Genomic DNA, 16,173 nt, shown 5'->3' with positions numbered 1-16,173 from the left:
TCCAAAATTTTGTTTCGTTCACCAACTCAAGGTTAGCTACTAAAAACTTTATTGATTACGTTTTGCTTGTTCAGTTTTCAAGGTTCATGTCGTTGTTGTTTTGTTTCAACAACTTTTATAGTATAACATTTTCGTTTTTCGTTGTCAACTCTTTTTTTGAAGTTTTTTCGCTTCGTTTCAAAAGCAGCAACTCTTATATAATACTATTCTTAGTTTTCGATGTCAACATCTTTTTTGATGTTTTTTCGAATTCATTTTGTTTCTTGCGTCGTCTTAACGACAAGTAATAATTTATCATGATTCTAATACAACCGCAAGTGTTTTTTTACTATAAAATTATCTTTATTGTAAATAGCGATTTAGTAAGAGATTTTGTGTTTTTTCGAGAACTAAATAACTCTTACAATCTTCTATCTACCACTATATTTGTTTTACTATACATCTCTTTCTTAAAAATCTCAACAAACTAAATAAGAAGAGTCTTACTTCTATCGAAGTATAGTCCTTTTTAAAAAGGATACTTTCTCAAGCTTTCCTTGATAAAGCATCTAAGATCTACACATCAAAATGCGTCATCCCCCTCTTACACAACACTCTAACAAATATACAATAGAAGAAAGGAGCCAAAGTGGTTATCCTACACCTCGACTCCTACTTATTCATGTTTATTACTTTTTCACTTTATTGTTCCGCACATAATAACAAAAAAAGAAAGAAGAATATATTATGTTCGCTTTTCAAATGCGGAAATCAAAATTGAAAGTGTGTTTTTCAAAACTAAAATATAAAGAATCTACTAATTCTAATTAATTACTTTGTTTATCAACTACATCTAGGCACCAAGAGAAATTATCCCATGCCGAATACCAGCCACTGAAAACTTCAGAGGAATCATCCCAACGGACATCAAACTTCTTCTGACCATCTATCTCCACTAAATATAAAGCAAGGGTCGGTTCCGACTTAGAAACCGCTAATTTCATGCCATTTTCAAGCTCTTCCTCAGTAAACAGAACATCTGAAACTGAGCGTACTTGCGCTTGTTCAAATACTTGTTTGTTAAAGATTTTATAATTCATTATAAGCCTCCAATAATACTTCTATAATGTCTATTGCTACTTTATCTGTAAATAACAGAACTCTAAAAGTATACCTTATATTCATTCATCATTTAAATACTCTACTTAATTCTTTTTATCAATTATACCTCGGCATAATTGCGTCCGGAATCGGCTTTGTGCTTAGGCCTGCACGAGGGCCGACACGATGTCGGTCATTTCGGTAATGCCACAGGACGTGGCGTTTTTACCGATGCAGGTCAGTTAGCCGTTATCGCATGGATGCGATGATTTTAGGCTAACATCCTATATTGAACTCCTTTCCGATTCCGTGACATCCGCCTGAAGCTTTGGGCCAACACGATGTTGGTCACTCAGTCGTCGTCACAGGACGTGGCGCTCTTAGACTGAGTTCCTCTTTTTCAGCGGATGTTTGGACACCCCTGAAAAGTTACTTAAAACTGCATTCATCTCAACACCTATAGAGGTGGGAGACTTCCGCTGAAAGAAGTTAAACTTTTCAAACATTAACTAAGTAATCATCGCAAAAGATACAAAACAGGAGTCTTAGTGCTTCTCCTACACCTCGACTCCTGCTTTTTCACGATTACCTCTTAACAAAGCTGTTCTTTTCTAGTTCGATTACCGCTTTTTATCCCGGGTAGTAGTCGTACTATGTCCTCTTATCAATTATGCCTCGGCATAATTGCGTCCGGAATCGGCTTTGTGCTTAGGGCCGACACGATGTCGGTCATTTCGGTAATGCCACAGGACGTGGCGTTCTTAGACTGAGTTCCTCTATTCCAGCGGGTGTTTCGACATCCGCTGGAATAGTTAAAACAACTATTTAGTAGTATGACGCATTGTAGGGAATAATAATACGTCGCGAATTGATGGTGAATTTGTAAGAAGCATGATTAAACGGTCAATACCAATACCCAATCCACCTGTAGGAGGCATACCGTATTCTAACGCTTCAATGAAATCATTGTCCATTTCATGCGCTTCATCATTACCGGCTGCTTTTTCAACTAACTGAGCTTCAAAGCGCTCACGTTGGTCAATAGGATCATTTAGTTCTGTAAAGGCATTTGCATGCTCGCGTCGAACGATAAATAATTCGAAACGGTCTGTAAAACGCTCGTCCTCTGGATTTTTCTTTGCTAGAGGTGAGATTTCTACCGGATGACCATAAACAAATGTAGGCTGAACAAGAGTCTCCTCGATCTTTTGCTCGAAGAACTCGTTAATAATATGCCCTACCTCATGTGTTCCTTTAACTTCTACACCATGTTCTTTAGCAAGTGCTTGAGCTTGTTCCTTAGTCATAGGTTGCCAGAAGTCTACACCTGTAGCCTCTTTTACTGCATCTACCATATGAACTCGCTTCCAGCCTACAGCAAGATTAATTTCATCTTCACCGTATTGAACTGTAGTAGTACCCAAAACTTCTTGCGCTACATGAGCAATAAGGTTTTCTGTTAGAGCCATAATATCTTTGTAGTCCGCATAAGCTTCGTATAGCTCTATCATTGTAAATTCAGGGTTGTGGCGTGTTGAGATCCCTTCATTTCGGAAAACACGACCAATTTCATACACTTTCTCTAGTCCACCAACAATTAGACGTTTCAAATGCAGTTCAATTGCAATACGCATATATAATTCCATATCAAGTGCATTGTGGTGTGTAATAAATGGACGAGCCGCTGCACCACCAGCAATTGTATGAAGCATTGGTGTTTCTACTTCTAAATATCCTGTATTATCTAAATAATTGCGAATAGCACGGATAATTTTAGAACGTGTAATAAATGTTGTTTTACTTTCCTCATTCGTCATTAAATCTAAATAACGTTGACGGTAACGTTGTTCAACATCTTGTAAGCCATGGAATTTTTCCGGCATAGGGCGTAACGCTTTTGATAAGAATGTAAATTCTTCAGCCTTTACTGAAAGCTCTCCCACTTGTGTTCGGAATACATTACCACGAATCCCTACGATATCACCTAGGTCAGCTTGTTTAAATAATTCATATGCTTCTTCGCCAACATGATCCTGGCGAACGTAAATTTGAATTTGGCCACCTAAATCTTGAATATGTGCAAAGCCAGCTTTTCCTTTACCGCGTTTCGTCATAATACGACCCGCAATAATTACCTCTTGTAGGTTTTCCTCTAGCTGCTCTTTTGTTTGATCCGCAAATTGTTCACGTACTTCTGTTGATAAATGCGTACGTTCAAAACGACTACCAAATGGATCTTGACCATTATCTCGAATAGCCGTCATTTTTTGGCGTCTCACCAAAAGCTGATCATTTAATTCTTCTATGTTTGACACTTGATTCACTCCTTATTAAATTGTCCGTATTGCGTTTACATCCATAATATTTCTATTGTACACAATTTTATAGCTGTAATCATCTGTTTCGTTTTAATTTCCATAAGAGAAAAAATGATTAATAATTCTAAAAATTAATGTTAGCAGAAAAATAGACGTCTCAATACAATGAGACGCCCTTTTAATGTATTAAATAATTAATTCTTTTGCTTCTGGAACTATTAATGTAGATTCAAGCTCTTCATAGTCTTGTACAAGTCCATTTAATAGTGCACGAAGCTCTACCGCAGTTTCTGTTTGGTTAATCGCTTTACGCGCTATACCATTACCGCGAATACCTTTTAAATACCATGAAGCGTGTTTACGCATTTCACGTACCGCCACACTCTCTCCTTTTAATTGCATAAGGCGTTCAAAGTGAAGCAAACACACATCAATTTTTTCACGTACATTTGGCTCTTCCTTTAGCTCACCAGTTTCAAGGTATTGAACTGTACGATAAATCATCCATGGATTACCTAAAGCAGCGCGTCCAATCATTACTGCATCTACCCCAGTAGTATCAAGCATACGTTTTGCATCTTGAGGAGTTTCTACATCACCATTACCAAGCACAGGAATTTTCACATTTTCCTTCACTTGACGAATGATATCCCAATTTGCTTTTCCTTCGTACATTTGTACACGTGTACGTCCATGAACAGCTATTGCTGAAGCACCAGCACGCTCGGCAGCTTGTGCGTTCTCAACAGCAAAGATATGCTCGTCATCCCAACCAATACGCATTTTTACGCTGACAGGTTTTTTTACAGCATCTACAACAGCCGCTACCATTTCATATAATTTATTCGGGTCTAAAAGTAACCGCGCGCCCGCTTCGCATTTAATAATTTTATTAACCGGGCAGCCCATATTAATATCGATAATATCGGCAGTTGTGTTTTCATCTACATACTTAGCCGCTTCCACAAGTGTTGCCTTATCACCACCGAAGATTTGCAGTGAAAGTGGATTTTCACGCTCATCGATATAAAGCATGCCTAGTGTTTTTTCGTTCTTCTGGACAATCCCTTTATCACTAATCATTTCTGCATATACTAGCCCTGCTCCGAACTCCTTAACAGTTAAACGGAAAGCAGAGTTACAGATTCCAGCCATTGGCGCTAATACGACACGGTTGTCCATGACTATATCCCCAATTTGAAACGGCTTCTCAGTTGTCTGACTCAATGTTGTTTTCCCCCTTCTATAGGTTTTCACCTATTTCTATATAAAAACAACCGCAGGAGGCTTTAACTTAAGGATTAGAAACCTAATTAACGGACTGCATCATTTTCAGCTCTGCTGATGCTTGCCATAAAGTTACGCCTTCCTCTTCACAATCCATCTGTTGCATTATATCGTGTACCCTTCGCAGCTGTTCTCCAACTGGCGCAGGCGTAATTTCTATAAGTGGTACTAGTACGAAAGCTCGCTCATACATTCTTGGATGTGGAACAATTAAGCTTTCAGTTTCAATATTTTCGTGATTGTATAGCAAAATGTCAAGGTCAATGATTCGTGGACCCCATCGGAATTCACGAACCCGCCCTAGTTCACTTTCTACCCATTGGCAAATTTTCAGCATTTCAGAAGATGAATAACTCGTTTTAATGCGAACAGCAATATTTAAAAAGTCTGCTTGGTCCGCGTAGCCTACCGCCGCTGTTTCATAAACTGAAGAAATTTGTACAACTTCAATTTCATCTTTGCCCTCTAAAAGTTTAACAGCATGTTGTAGGTTTTCAAAACGCTCTCCCATATTTGTACCGATCGATAAATACACTTCATTCATTAGTAATCACCTCTCGTTACCTCTACTGACACCTCTTTATAATAACCATGTATCGGTGGGTCCGGTTTAATAAGCTCCACGCGAACACCCTTAACCTTTTCTGAGTATGTCTCTAAAATACTGTTTGCTATTTTTGAAACAAGTGCTTCAATAAGCTTGAACGGCTCGCCTTCAACGATATCACGGCATAACGCATAAACCTCTGCATAGTTCACCGTATAGTCCAAGTCATCAGTCTCTCCAGCCTTTGTCATATCTACAGCAAGCGAAACATTGGCACGGAAGCGTTGACCGAGTGTTGTTTCCGCTGCTAAAACACCGTGATAGCCGTAAAACTGCATATCCTTTAAATGAATATAGTCCATTACGCTTCCTCCTTATAAATACGCTTACCCACTAAAATATCAGCCATATGTGTCGCTCGTGCCATTTCCTTTACATCATGCACACGAATCATATGGCAGCCCTTTTCAATACCGTAAACAACCGTTGCACCTGTACCTTCTATACGCTCCTCAACAGGCAGCTTTAAGACATTACCAATCATTGATTTACGTGAAGTCGCTAGCAAAACAGGGTAACCCATCGCTGCCAAATCCTCTAAATGTTGCATCATTTCTATATTTTGAGCGGTAGTTTTCGCAAAACCTATGCCCGGATCTAAAATAATATGATTATCTGGTACACCTGCATTTCGGGCAATAGCAATACTCTTTTCTAAGTCGGCCTTTGCCGTTATCCAGAAATCAGTACCATAATCAGTGTTGTCTCGATTATGCATTAAAATAATCGGTACATTTAAATCTGCAGCCACCTGAGCGATCTCAGGCTCAGCTTTCGCTCCCCAAATATCATTAATAATATGCGCACCAGCTTCAATAGCCGCTCGAGCTACGTTCGCTTTATACGTATCAACCGATATTACTGCCGGCACTTCAGCTACTAAAGCTTGAATAACTGGCACAATTCGTGCAATTTCATCTTCATCGGAGATACGTTCATAACCTGGCCGTGTTGATTCTCCGCCAACATCAATAATTTTAGCACCTTCAGCTACCATTTTTTTCGCTTGCGCAACAGCAGCCTCAACGTTATTATACTTTCCTCCATCTGAAAATGAATCCGGTGTGACATTTAAAATACCCATCACAAAAGTTTCTGCTGTATAGTCTAACGTGATACCGTTAATAGTTAATGTTGTTGTATATTTTTCTAGCATGTAAACTCTCCTTCTATTCTTGTTCCACTTCATTGACAAATGCTTCATGTAAACACGAATAAACAGGCCCTTTATTGCCTAATAACTGCTTGTTCTCTAATTTACGAATTGGAACTAGCTCTTGTATAGAGTTGGTAATAAAGCATTCTGAGCATTGCTCTACATCCTCTTTAGTAAAGAAACCTTCTCTTACCTTAATTCCTAGAGATTGTGCTCGTTCAATTACCCACGCTCGGATAATTCCAGGTAAAATACCAGTCTCTAAGGAAGGCGTATATAGTATATCATTTTTCATCCAAAAGATATTTGATGTAATACCTTCAGCAACAAAGCCATCTTCTGTTACAAAGAAGCCCTCCTGTTGCGCCAGAGATGGCATCTCAAAACGTCCAAGTACGTTATTGCCATAATGATGTGATTTCACACGAAGCCCTTTTTCGGGAGTATTGCGCGGTGTTACAAGCCACTGTGCGTTTTTTTCCATACCTCGAGGTGTATCATGTAATTCTTTGCGAAAAACAATAACATTCGGGCGTCTGTATTCGGTAGGCTGTAAACCGATACTATGATCTCCAGCTGAGACGTTTATACGGAAATAACCATCCTGTCCATTGGCCTGTTCATTTAATTGCTGAACAACCTTAAGTAAATCCGCTTCAGTATAGGACATATGAATACGATATTGGGAAAGTGCTGTTTGCAACCTTTCCATATGCGCTTCCCAGCTAAACGTCTTTCCTTTATACGTTCGAAACGTTTCAAAAAAGCCTAACCCGTATAAAAATCCATGATCAAATGGTGAAATGCGCAAGTCCTGCGCCGCTATGTAGTCTCCATTCATCCAGCACAGCATTTACTTCGCTCCCTCAACATACAAATCGATAAACTGGCGTAGAAGCTTTTTACCTTGTTCTGTCATAATCGATTCAGGATGGTATTGCACTCCCTCAATTGGATAATCCTTATGACGAATGCCCATAATTTCGCCTTCTTCTGTCCATGCCGTCACTTCAAAACATGCAGGTAATGTTTCCTTCTCTACAATTAAAGAATGGTAACGAGTAGCTTCAAATGGATTTGGCATCCCCTTATGCAAACCTATTTCTGCATGTAACACAGGTGATGTTTTACCATGCATCAAACGCTCAGCTCGTATAACATTCCCCCCGAATACTTGAGCAATAGCTTGATGGCCAAGACAAACGCCTAAAATCGGAATATTTCCCGCGAAATACTTAATAATGTTCAGACTTTCACCCGCTTCATTCGGGCTACATGGCCCCGGAGAAATGACAATCATATCTGGCGCAAGCTGCTCAATATCTTTCACCGTCAATACATCGTTTCTTTTGACCACTAATTCATGACCATATTCCCCAAAATACTGTACAAGGTTATACGTAAAAGAATCGTAGTTATCAATCATTAAAATCATTTTGCTCGCTCCTCTGCCATTGCCTTAGCCTGCCACATCGCCTTCGCTTTATTTAAAGATTCTTGGTATTCTCTTTCCGGAACAGAATCAACAACAATGCCCGCTCCCGCTTGAATATGTGCTACCCCATCTTTAATAAACGCTGTACGAATGACAATATTAAATTCCATATCACCTGTGTAGCCTAGCCAGCCAATCGAACCCGTGTATAACCCTCTTCTTACAGGTTCTAATTCTTCAATAATCTCCATCGTACGAATTTTCGGTGCACCTGTTATTGTTCCTCCTGGGAACATGGCACGGATAACGTCTGCATTGGTTTTCCCTTCAGCTATTTCTCCTCGTACATTGGAAACAATGTGCATCACGTGTGAATAGCGTTCAATCACCATGAACTCATCCACTTCAACCGTCCCATACGTAGATACTCTTCCTAAATCATTACGCTCTAAATCAACTAGCATTACATGTTCGGCACGTTCCTTGTCGTTATCAATCAATTCCTGTGCTAACGCTAAATCCTCTGCCTCGGATTTCCCTCTTGGTCGTGTACCAGCAATCGGTCGAGTAGACAATTCATTGCCGTGACGCTTCACCAAAAGCTCAGGTGAACCCGAAACTACAGCAAAATCCGGTGCTTCTATATAAGCCATGTAAGGCGATGGGTTAAATGCACGTAACGCTTCATATACATCCATTGCAGTTGCGTTTAACTTTTTAGATTGACGTACTGACAAATTCACTTGGAATACATCACCTTGCGCTATGTATGTTTGGATCTTACTCACCGCTTCCTCAAAAGCCGTTCCAGCGAATGATACTAACAATTCACTTTCGTCATTTACTATTTCTACAGCACTTGCTTTTTCAAATTTACGAGTAAGCAATCCTTCTTGCGCTGCCCCTTGCCACGCATTAGCCCATTCCTCCAAATTTACATGACAGTCTGCTAGCTTCATAAGCGTCACTTTATTTGTTTTCACATCGTGTACTGCCCAGCAATCAAACATATAAAAATAGATATCTGGTACATGTAAATCATCTATAGCAGTATTAGGCAACACTTCGATTTTACGAGCATAATCGTATGCAACAAACCCAATAGCTCCACCTTGAAAAACAGGAAGCTCAGCATTATATGAAACGTGATATTTCTCCACTAATTTCTCTAATAAAGTAAGAGGCTCACCGTTTAAATGTTCTGTCTCACCATTTCTCCACTTTACAAGTAAACCATTCTCAACCGATTGTGCTGTAGCTAATGGATTCCAAGCAGCTATCGTAAAATTTCCTCCGCGTCCACTTTCTAAAAATATATGTGCTTGTTCTGCTTCTGTTTGCTTCTTATAACTATAAAAAAACGAGTCTGCATCCATCGATATTGTTTTCGTCAGTATTGTCTTCAAGTTGCTATTCCCCTTTAAGTCATATGATGTGATTCCATCTTAACTTGAATATTGCTGTGAAGCGAATATTTTTCAATTGCCACGTAAAATTTAACTTCTTTCAGCAATTATTTTCTGTAGCGAAAGCGAAGCGGCAGCTACGAGTGTCTTTTAAAATATATATCTACTTTATAATTTGGCTAAAAGAAGAGCTTTTGCTATACTTAGTAAATAGAAAAATTTACAAATTGTGTATATTTATTTTATAAAAAGGAGCTGTTATATCATGAAAAAGATTCTTTCAGGAGTTTTCCTCGCGATGATACTCATGCTGACTTCTCTACCTGCGTATGCAGCGCATAGCACTATTAAGATAGACGGTGTTGTCGTTACTACAGATGCGGCACCAGAAACGAAGAATAATCGAACAATGGTGCCTTTGCGTGTTATCAGCGAAAATTTGGGGGCAACAGTAAATTGGAAAGACTCAAAAGTAACACTAACGAATAACAAAATGCAGATAACGTTACAACAGAATAGCAACACTGTTATAAAAAACGGTAAAACAGAGTTACTTGATGTCAAACCGTATTTAAAGAACAATAGACTATTTGTTCCTATTCGATTTATTGCAGAGACCTTCGGTTGTCAGGTCAATTATCAAAATTCCACAGTAACAATAGATACTGCGCCATTGGTTATGAACAACGTAAAAGTAAAAGCTGTTCAATATGAATACCATATGACAATGGGTGGGGTCGTACAGCAGATGCAAGGAAACACCTACAATAAAGCCTTATATAAAATGTTCGTTGAAAATAAAGGAAACCTAGTTGATGCTCCTGCTAAATATTCATGGCAGATTGATCTAGACAATCCCGGTTCCTATTATAAACTTGGACAATATAATTTTATGAGTCATGAAAATAAAAGCATTCAACAGTTTGACCTTTATTCTTTAAATACAGCCTTCCCAGATGAAGAATTGAAAGGATACCCAAAAGCATTAATTCATGATGTTACTGCGGATAAATGGTATTTATTCACTAACAATGCACTTGAATCTATTGATCAATTATTGAATACTGCCACTAACAATGGCTTCGTAAAAGTCTTAAGTAATACAGTTGTATAGTGAAGTCTATCCTATTCATATTTTTTGAACTGCTCCATAAATGTTAGTTATACCGCTAACATTTATGGGTTTTTTATTTTCAATTATGTCGAGGCATTTTTGATAATAAAAAAGGCCCCTCGTTAAAGGAGCTCTTACGTACAAATAATTGGGTTAGTCTCCAAATTGATATAAAGGTATCGATAAATAATTGCCACGTAAAATTTAACTTTTTCAGCACATGCCTTTTGTAGCGAAAGCACACGAAAGCGAAGCGTCAGCAACAAATGTCTTTTGAATATATATTTCTACTTTATAATTTGGCTAAGAGAAGAGTATTTGCTATACTGATAACAAATAGAGTTTTTTACAAATTGTGTAAATTTATTTCGTAAAAAGGAGCTGTTATTTCATGAAAAAGGTTTTTTCAGGGGTTTTCCTCGCCATGATACTCATGCTGTTTTCTCTACCTGCATACGCAGCGAATAGTACAATAAAGATCGATGGTGTTGTAGTAACTACAGATGCGGCACCAGAAACTAAGAATAATCGAACAATGGTGCCTTTGCGTGTTATCAGTGAAAATTTAGGAGCAACAGTAAATTGGAAAGACTCAAAAGTAACACTAACAAATAACAAAATGCAGATAACGTTACAACCGAATAGCAACACTGTTATAAAAAACGGTAAAACAGAGTTACTTGATGTTAAACCATATTTAAAAAACAATAGACTATTTGTTCCTATTCGATTTATTGCAGAGACCTTTGGTTGTCAAGTCAATTATCAAAATTTCACAGTAACAGTAGATACTGCGCCATTGGTTATAAACAATGTTAAAGTAAAAGCTGTTCAATATGAATACCGCATGACAATGGGTGGTGTCGTACAGCAGCTCCAAGGGAACACCTACAATAAAGCCTTATATAAAATGTTCGTTGAAAATAAAGGAAAACTAGTTGATGCTCCTGCTAAATATTCATGGCAGATTGATCTAGATAATCCAGGTTCTTATTCTAAATTTGGACAATATAATTTTATGAGTAATGAAAATAAAAGCATTCAACAGTTTGACCTTTATCATTTAAATACAGCCTTCCCAGATGAAGTATTGAAAGGGTACCCGGTTGTATTAATACATGATGTGACTGCGAATAAATGGTATATATTCTCTGATAAAGCACTGGAATCTATTAAACAATTAATGAATACTGCCACTAACAATGGCTTCTTAAAAGTCTTAAGTAATACAGTTCTATAGTAGGCTATTCTAATCATAGTTTTGAGCTGCTCCATAAATGTTAGTTATACCGCTAACATTTATGGGCAGTTTTTTTAGTATCAATTATACCTCGGCTTCATTGATACTAAAAAAAGACTCCTCGTTAAAGGAGCCCTTACCTACAAATAATTGGATTAGTCTTCGAATTGATATAACGGTGTTGATAAATAACGTTCCCCATTTGAAGGTACGATTGCAAGAACATTTGAACCCTTGCCTAAACGTTTTGCTGCTTCAATAGCAACATGAATAGCTGCACCTGATGAAATACCACATAAGATACCTTCTTCACGTGCTACTTTACGTGCTACTTCAAAAGCAATCTCATTTTCAACTGGGAATACAGTAGAGTATACATCTGTATCTAATACTTCAGGTACGAAGCCAGCTCCGATACCTTGAATTTTATGAGGCCCTGGTTGACCGCCAGAAAGTACTGGTGAATCTTTTGGTTCAACAGCAATAATTTCAATATCTGGGTATTGCTCTTTTAGCACAGCACCTGCACCCGTAATTGTACCTCCTGTACCAACACCAGCAACAAATGCATCTAATTTTAAACCTTCAAATGCTTCCACAATTTCTGGACCTGTTGTTAAACGGTGAACAACAGCATTAGCTGGGTTCGTGAATTGTTGTGGTAAGAAGTAGCCATGCTCAGCAGACAATTCCTCCGCCTTAGAAATTGCACCTTTCATACCTGCTGGTCCAGGTGTTAATACAAGCTCTGCACCATAAGCACGCAATAAGTTACGACGCTCTAAGCTCATTGTTTCTGGCATTACTAAAATCGCTTTATAGCCTTTAGCTGCAGCAATCATCGCAAGACCAATACCTGTATTTCCAGAAGTAGGCTCAATAATTGTACCACCTGGCTTTAATGTACCGTCTTTCTCAGCCGCTTCAATCATCGCTAAAGCTAAACGGTCTTTTACTGAACTGCCCGGGTTAAAGTATTCTAATTTCACATAAACAGTACCTTCGTTTTCACCTGTTGCATGATTTAATTTAACAATTGGCGTTTTACCAACTAATTCAGCCACTGAGTTTGCTAATCTACTCATTTATCAATCCACTCCTAATCCCTACTATTTTTATAGGTTTTACTTATTTTTGATTTTATCAATTTTTCCATTCGATTGTCAATAAATATAACTTATATTTTCAGAATATTTATTGCAACCGATCCAACCTCAACTTGAAACAATTTCGCCTTGGCGTAATCACGTCATAATGCTTTCGGCCAACATTTGCGAATGAAGGGAAATAAAAATCTGCTCAATATCCTGGGGTGGCCGTTACTCTGTTGACGCTAAACGTCTGCAGGGGTTTCCCTGGCTCACTTTTCCCGCAGATATCTCGCAGATTTTTTAACTTCTTTCAGCAAATGTTTAGCCGATTCCGGACGCAATTACGCTGAGGCATAATTGATACTCATTTCAGAGCAATCTGTTATTTACCTTTTTTCGCTTCACCGTAATACCAAGTTGCATTAAATTCAGACCAAAATGCTTCTGGTGTAACAGATTGTGACAACTGCTCTAAGGCAAGCTCACGTTCAATATGTTCTTTCACGTCGTCATATGTAAAGGATTGCCCTTCTAATATCTCTTGTACTTGTACAATTCCATAATGACCGTTAGCAAGCTTAAATGCTTTACTAACTTCACCTGCTTTTAAAGCTTTCACTGATTTTAAAATGGCAGGATCGATATTTTCTTGATTTTCTGTAAGGAAACCGATATCTCCACCTAAGCTAGCCGACGCACTGTCTAAGGATATTTCACGTGCTAGCACCGAAAAATCAGAGGCATTTTTTATTTCACTGAATGCTTCCTCAGCAGCTTTTTTTGAGTCCACCTCTATAAAATTCGTACGATAGTTTGTTTTCGTATTGTATAGTGCCTGATTTTCCTCATAATATTTCTCAATACTACCTTTTTTTATAACCACATCTTTCGTCAACACCTTATCCAAAATAAGCTGTGAGCGAATTTTTTGGCGTAGTTGCTCTGATGAAAGGTTTTGCATGGCAGTATCAAATTTATCTTGAGCAGAACGCATTAAGGCTAACTCTAAATCAATCTCTTTATCCGTCACTTGGATTTTAAATTTTTTAGCTGCCTTTTCCATCACAGATTCATTCACTAAATTTTGTAGCGTCTCTTTACCATAGCGTTCTTCCATGGCAATCATCCACTCTTGACGTGTAATAGTTTCCCCGTCAACGGCAGCGACTTGCTCGTCGCTACCAATTTCCTGGTCTTTATTAGGGATTAACCAAGTAATAAACCATAAAATATTTCCTAATAACAAGATTGCAATAACTGTTAAAGCCGGTTTTGTCTTAAGACGGCGTTGCAGTAAGGGCGTTTGGTTAGGTGTTCCAGCGGATAAAGGTCGTCGATTACGCTTTGAGCTCATCAATATATCCTTCTAACTCTTCTTTTGAGAAACGGTATGTTTCTAAACAGAAGTGACATTGTGCTTCTGCTTCGCCATCCTCTTCAATCATTTCTCGAATTTCTTGTATCCCTAACCCTAAAATTGCTGCACCAAATCGCTCTTTTGAACATTGACATTTAAATTCTACAGGCATGGAATCTAAAATTTGTAGATGGCCTTCTCCTAATACTGCCTCTAAAATTTGCTCAGGTGTAAAACCTTTTTCAATCATTTTTGAAACAGGCTCTAGAGTAGCAAGATGCTGCTCAATTTCATTGATTGTCTCTTCATCACAACCTGGCATTAATTGAAGGATAAAGCCACCAGCTGCAAGAATTGTGTTATCAGGATTTACTAAAACCCCTAACCCAACTGATGAAGGCACTTGCTCTGATGTAGCAAAATAGTAAGTAAAGTCCTCAGCAATTTCACCTGATACAATTGGCGTTTGTCCAGAGAACATGTCTCTCAAGCCAAGATCTTTTACGACCGTTAATGCACCCTCTGTTCCAACACCTGCTCGAACATCAAGCTTACCGTGCTCATTTAAATCGAAATGAACATGAGGATTTGTCACAAAACCACGTACTTCACCGTGCGCGTTACTGTCAATTACCATTGGACCGATTGGACCGTTCCCCTCAATTTTAACAGTGATTTTTTCCTCACCTTTTAACATGGCACCCATCATCACCGCAGCAGTCATAGAACGACCAAGGGCTGCCGATACAACAGGCCATGTATTATGACGTCGTTGCGCTTCTCCTACTGTTGCTGTTGTACAAGCCGCAAAAACACGAACCTGTCCGTTGAATCCTAAACCCCGTACTAAATAGTCTTTCATAAATGAAATGTCCCTCATTTCTTATTGATTGCGTTTATATAGCTTATATAAGCCTTTTAATGTTAAAAACGGGTCGACTACATCAATAGCTCGCGTCTCCCCAGCAATTAAATTTGCTAATCCTCCAGTAGCAATTACTAAAGGTTCTTCCTTACTTTGTGCTTTCATGCGATTAACAATTCCCTCAACTTGCCCAACAAAGCCATAAAAAATTCCGGCCTGCATAGCAGATACGGTTGTCTTTCCAACAATATGTGTAGAGCGCAATATTTCAATACGCGGCAATCTAGCTGCCTGTGTATACAGCGCCTCCGTTGAAATCGAAATACCTGGAGCGATAGCACCGCCCATATAATCGCCCTTTTCGTTTAAGTAACAATATGTCGTGGCAGTACCAAAATCAACAATAATCAGTGGTGCTTTATAATCATCAAGAGCCGCAATAGCGTTCACTATACGGTCTGAGCCAACTTCACGAGGGTTTTCATATTTAATATTCAATCCTGTTTTCACACCTGGTCCTACGACGAGTGGTTTTTTTTGAAAATACTTTTGACACATTGCTTCTAATGAAAACATGATTGGTGGTACAACAGAAGATATAATAATGCCTTTGACCTGTTCAAATGAAATGCCTGCATGATTAAAGAAAGATAATACTTGCATTGCGTATTCATCTTCTGTTTTATGAAGGTCTGTCACCATACGCCAATGGAAGGCCAATTGATCGTTGTCATCATAGACACCTAAAACGATATTCGAATTTCCTGCATCTAAAACTAAAATCATGGTCGATGCCTCCTATTTATGCCCCTCATCGTAATTGTACCTGTCACTATGCGATTGATACAACTAAAACAATGCATACTCATGCACAAAAAATCAAAATTAATTATACCTCGGCATAATTGCGTCCGGAATCGGAACGAGTTAAAACGCTTTAGAAAATGATACCATACTTTTATTCCTATGAAATAACATTCATCTCACTACATAAAGGAGCCACCCTCATCTTAGGTAGCTCCTGTCAATTAAATTTAATTCCTATCACCAAAACGTGGGGTTGATTTCCGTTCCGGCTGGGCGCTTTCCTGGGGGCGTCCGATGAGCCGCTTCACTCGCGAGGCTCGCTCCAGGGTCTCGGGCCAACACGATGTTGGTCACGAAGGCGTTATCACAGGATGTGATGGTTTTAGCCTTCGTTCCTCTATCGCTGATCC

15 protein-coding genes are annotated in these 16,173 nt (G+C 38.6%); 2 read left to right on the top strand and 13 right to left on the bottom strand.

Annotation, left to right across the window (positions count from 1 at the left end; translation table 11 throughout):
• Positions 1 to 806: 806 nt before the first annotated feature.
• The 9 genes from ACQKN2_RS23720 to pabB all read right to left on the bottom strand — a co-directional run bounded on the left by ACQKN2_RS23720 (position 807) and on the right by pabB (position 9,289).
• Positions 807 to 1,079 (bottom strand): hypothetical protein, encoded by a 273-nt coding sequence (locus ACQKN2_RS23720; RefSeq protein ID WP_323651220.1) that lies wholly within the window; start codon positions 1,077 to 1,079, stop codon positions 807 to 809.
• 822 nt (positions 1,080 to 1,901) lie between these two features.
• Positions 1,902 to 3,404: a lysine--tRNA ligase gene (lysS, locus tag ACQKN2_RS23715; protein ID WP_427417120.1), complete on the bottom strand. Its 1,503-nt coding sequence runs from the start codon at positions 3,402 to 3,404 to the stop codon at positions 1,902 to 1,904.
• Positions 3,405 to 3,584: 180 nt separating this feature from the next.
• On the bottom strand, positions 3,585 to 4,625 hold the full coding sequence (dusB, locus tag ACQKN2_RS23710) for a tRNA dihydrouridine synthase DusB (RefSeq protein ID WP_427417119.1): 1,041 nt from the start codon (positions 4,623 to 4,625) through the stop codon (positions 3,585 to 3,587).
• 82 nt (positions 4,626 to 4,707) lie between these two features.
• Entirely contained in the window at positions 4,708 to 5,229 is a 522-nt protein-coding gene (folK, locus tag ACQKN2_RS23705) for a 2-amino-4-hydroxy-6-hydroxymethyldihydropteridine diphosphokinase (RefSeq protein WP_427417118.1), read from the bottom strand.
• Positions 5,229 to 5,594, bottom strand: a complete 366-nt coding sequence (gene folB / locus ACQKN2_RS23700) for a dihydroneopterin aldolase (RefSeq protein ID WP_079563711.1) — start codon at positions 5,592 to 5,594, stop codon at positions 5,229 to 5,231. Before folB ends, folK begins: the two co-directional genes overlap by 1 nt.
• Entirely contained in the window at positions 5,594 to 6,448 is an 855-nt protein-coding gene (folP, locus tag ACQKN2_RS23695) for a dihydropteroate synthase (protein ID WP_427417117.1), read from the bottom strand. The genes folB and folP overlap by 1 nt, the downstream gene beginning before the upstream one ends.
• Before the next feature lie 13 nt (positions 6,449 to 6,461).
• Positions 6,462 to 7,301, bottom strand: a complete 840-nt coding sequence (pabC, locus tag ACQKN2_RS23690) for an aminodeoxychorismate lyase (protein ID WP_427417116.1) — start codon at positions 7,299 to 7,301, stop codon at positions 6,462 to 6,464.
• Positions 7,302 to 7,883 carry an aminodeoxychorismate/anthranilate synthase component II gene (gene pabA, locus ACQKN2_RS23685; protein ID WP_427417115.1) on the bottom strand — a complete coding sequence of 194 codons (582 nt, stop codon included), beginning with the start codon at positions 7,881 to 7,883 and terminating at the stop codon, positions 7,302 to 7,304. It lies immediately after the preceding gene.
• Positions 7,880 to 9,289 carry an aminodeoxychorismate synthase, component I gene (gene pabB, locus ACQKN2_RS23680; RefSeq protein WP_427417114.1) on the bottom strand — a complete coding sequence of 470 codons (1,410 nt, stop codon included), beginning with the start codon at positions 9,287 to 9,289 and terminating at the stop codon, positions 7,880 to 7,882. The genes pabA and pabB overlap by 4 nt, the downstream gene beginning before the upstream one ends.
• Positions 9,290 to 9,554: 265 nt before the next feature.
• On the opposite strand from pabB, the gene ACQKN2_RS23675 reads away from it, so the two are divergent.
• Complete coding sequence (locus tag ACQKN2_RS23675) at positions 9,555 to 10,403, top strand: copper amine oxidase N-terminal domain-containing protein (RefSeq protein WP_427417113.1); 849 nt, start codon at positions 9,555 to 9,557, stop codon at positions 10,401 to 10,403.
• Between the two features lie 391 nt (positions 10,404 to 10,794).
• Positions 10,795 to 11,643 (top strand): copper amine oxidase N-terminal domain-containing protein, encoded by an 849-nt coding sequence (locus ACQKN2_RS23670; protein ID WP_427417112.1) that lies wholly within the window; start codon positions 10,795 to 10,797, stop codon positions 11,641 to 11,643.
• A 155-nt stretch (positions 11,644 to 11,798) separates the two neighbouring features.
• Here the strand turns inward: ACQKN2_RS23670 and cysK are convergent, their stop codons facing one another.
• The 4 genes from cysK to ACQKN2_RS23650 all read right to left on the bottom strand — a co-directional run bounded on the left by cysK (position 11,799) and on the right by ACQKN2_RS23650 (position 15,742).
• Positions 11,799 to 12,728, bottom strand: coding sequence for a cysteine synthase A (cysK, locus tag ACQKN2_RS23665; protein WP_427417111.1), 930 nt, complete (start codon positions 12,726 to 12,728; stop codon positions 11,799 to 11,801).
• Positions 12,729 to 13,116: 388 nt separating this feature from the next.
• Complete coding sequence (locus ACQKN2_RS23660; RefSeq protein ID WP_427417110.1) at positions 13,117 to 14,088, bottom strand: peptidyl-prolyl cis-trans isomerase; 972 nt, start codon at positions 14,086 to 14,088, stop codon at positions 13,117 to 13,119.
• Positions 14,072 to 14,953 carry an Hsp33 family molecular chaperone HslO gene (hslO, locus tag ACQKN2_RS23655; protein ID WP_427417109.1) on the bottom strand — a complete coding sequence of 294 codons (882 nt, stop codon included), beginning with the start codon at positions 14,951 to 14,953 and terminating at the stop codon, positions 14,072 to 14,074. The genes ACQKN2_RS23660 and hslO overlap by 17 nt, the downstream gene beginning before the upstream one ends.
• A 21-nt stretch (positions 14,954 to 14,974) precedes the next feature.
• Complete coding sequence (locus ACQKN2_RS23650) at positions 14,975 to 15,742, bottom strand: type III pantothenate kinase (RefSeq protein ID WP_427417108.1); 768 nt, start codon at positions 15,740 to 15,742, stop codon at positions 14,975 to 14,977.
• Between the last annotated feature and the right edge of the window lie 431 nt (positions 15,743 to 16,173).

The organism is Lysinibacillus sp. NPDC093688 (assembly GCF_050280145.1).
GTDB classification, from domain to species: domain Bacteria; phylum Bacillota; class Bacilli; order Bacillales_A; family Planococcaceae; genus Lysinibacillus; species Lysinibacillus xylanilyticus_B.
This window is presented reverse-complemented; position numbering and strand designations above follow the sequence as displayed.

What these genes read in the sequence shown, in the direction of transcription:
- pabC (WP_427417116.1), bottom strand. Translation starts at nt 7,301, where the DNA reads ATGCTGTGCTGGATGAATGGAGACTACATAGCGGCGCAGGACTTGCGC.
- ACQKN2_RS23720 (WP_323651220.1), bottom strand. Translation starts at nt 1,079, where the DNA reads ATGAATTATAAAATCTTTAACAAACAAGTATTTGAACAAGCGCAAGTA.
- ACQKN2_RS23670 (WP_427417112.1), top strand. Translation starts at nt 10,795, where the DNA reads ATGAAAAAGGTTTTTTCAGGGGTTTTCCTCGCCATGATACTCATGCTG.
- hslO (WP_427417109.1), bottom strand. Translation starts at nt 14,953, where the DNA reads ATGAAAGACTATTTAGTACGGGGTTTAGGATTCAACGGACAGGTTCGT.
- folK (WP_427417118.1), bottom strand. Translation starts at nt 5,229, where the DNA reads ATGAATGAAGTGTATTTATCGATCGGTACAAATATGGGAGAGCGTTTT.
- folB (WP_079563711.1), bottom strand. Translation starts at nt 5,594, where the DNA reads ATGGACTATATTCATTTAAAGGATATGCAGTTTTACGGCTATCACGGT.
- ACQKN2_RS23675 (WP_427417113.1), top strand. Translation starts at nt 9,555, where the DNA reads ATGAAAAAGATTCTTTCAGGAGTTTTCCTCGCGATGATACTCATGCTG.
- pabA (WP_427417115.1), bottom strand. Translation starts at nt 7,883, where the DNA reads ATGATTTTAATGATTGATAACTACGATTCTTTTACGTATAACCTTGTA.
- folP (WP_427417117.1), bottom strand. Translation starts at nt 6,448, where the DNA reads ATGCTAGAAAAATATACAACAACATTAACTATTAACGGTATCACGTTA.
- ACQKN2_RS23650 (WP_427417108.1), bottom strand. Translation starts at nt 15,742, where the DNA reads ATGATTTTAGTTTTAGATGCAGGAAATTCGAATATCGTTTTAGGTGTC.
- cysK (WP_427417111.1), bottom strand. Translation starts at nt 12,728, where the DNA reads ATGAGTAGATTAGCAAACTCAGTGGCTGAATTAGTTGGTAAAACGCCA.
- ACQKN2_RS23660 (WP_427417110.1), bottom strand. Translation starts at nt 14,088, where the DNA reads ATGAGCTCAAAGCGTAATCGACGACCTTTATCCGCTGGAACACCTAAC.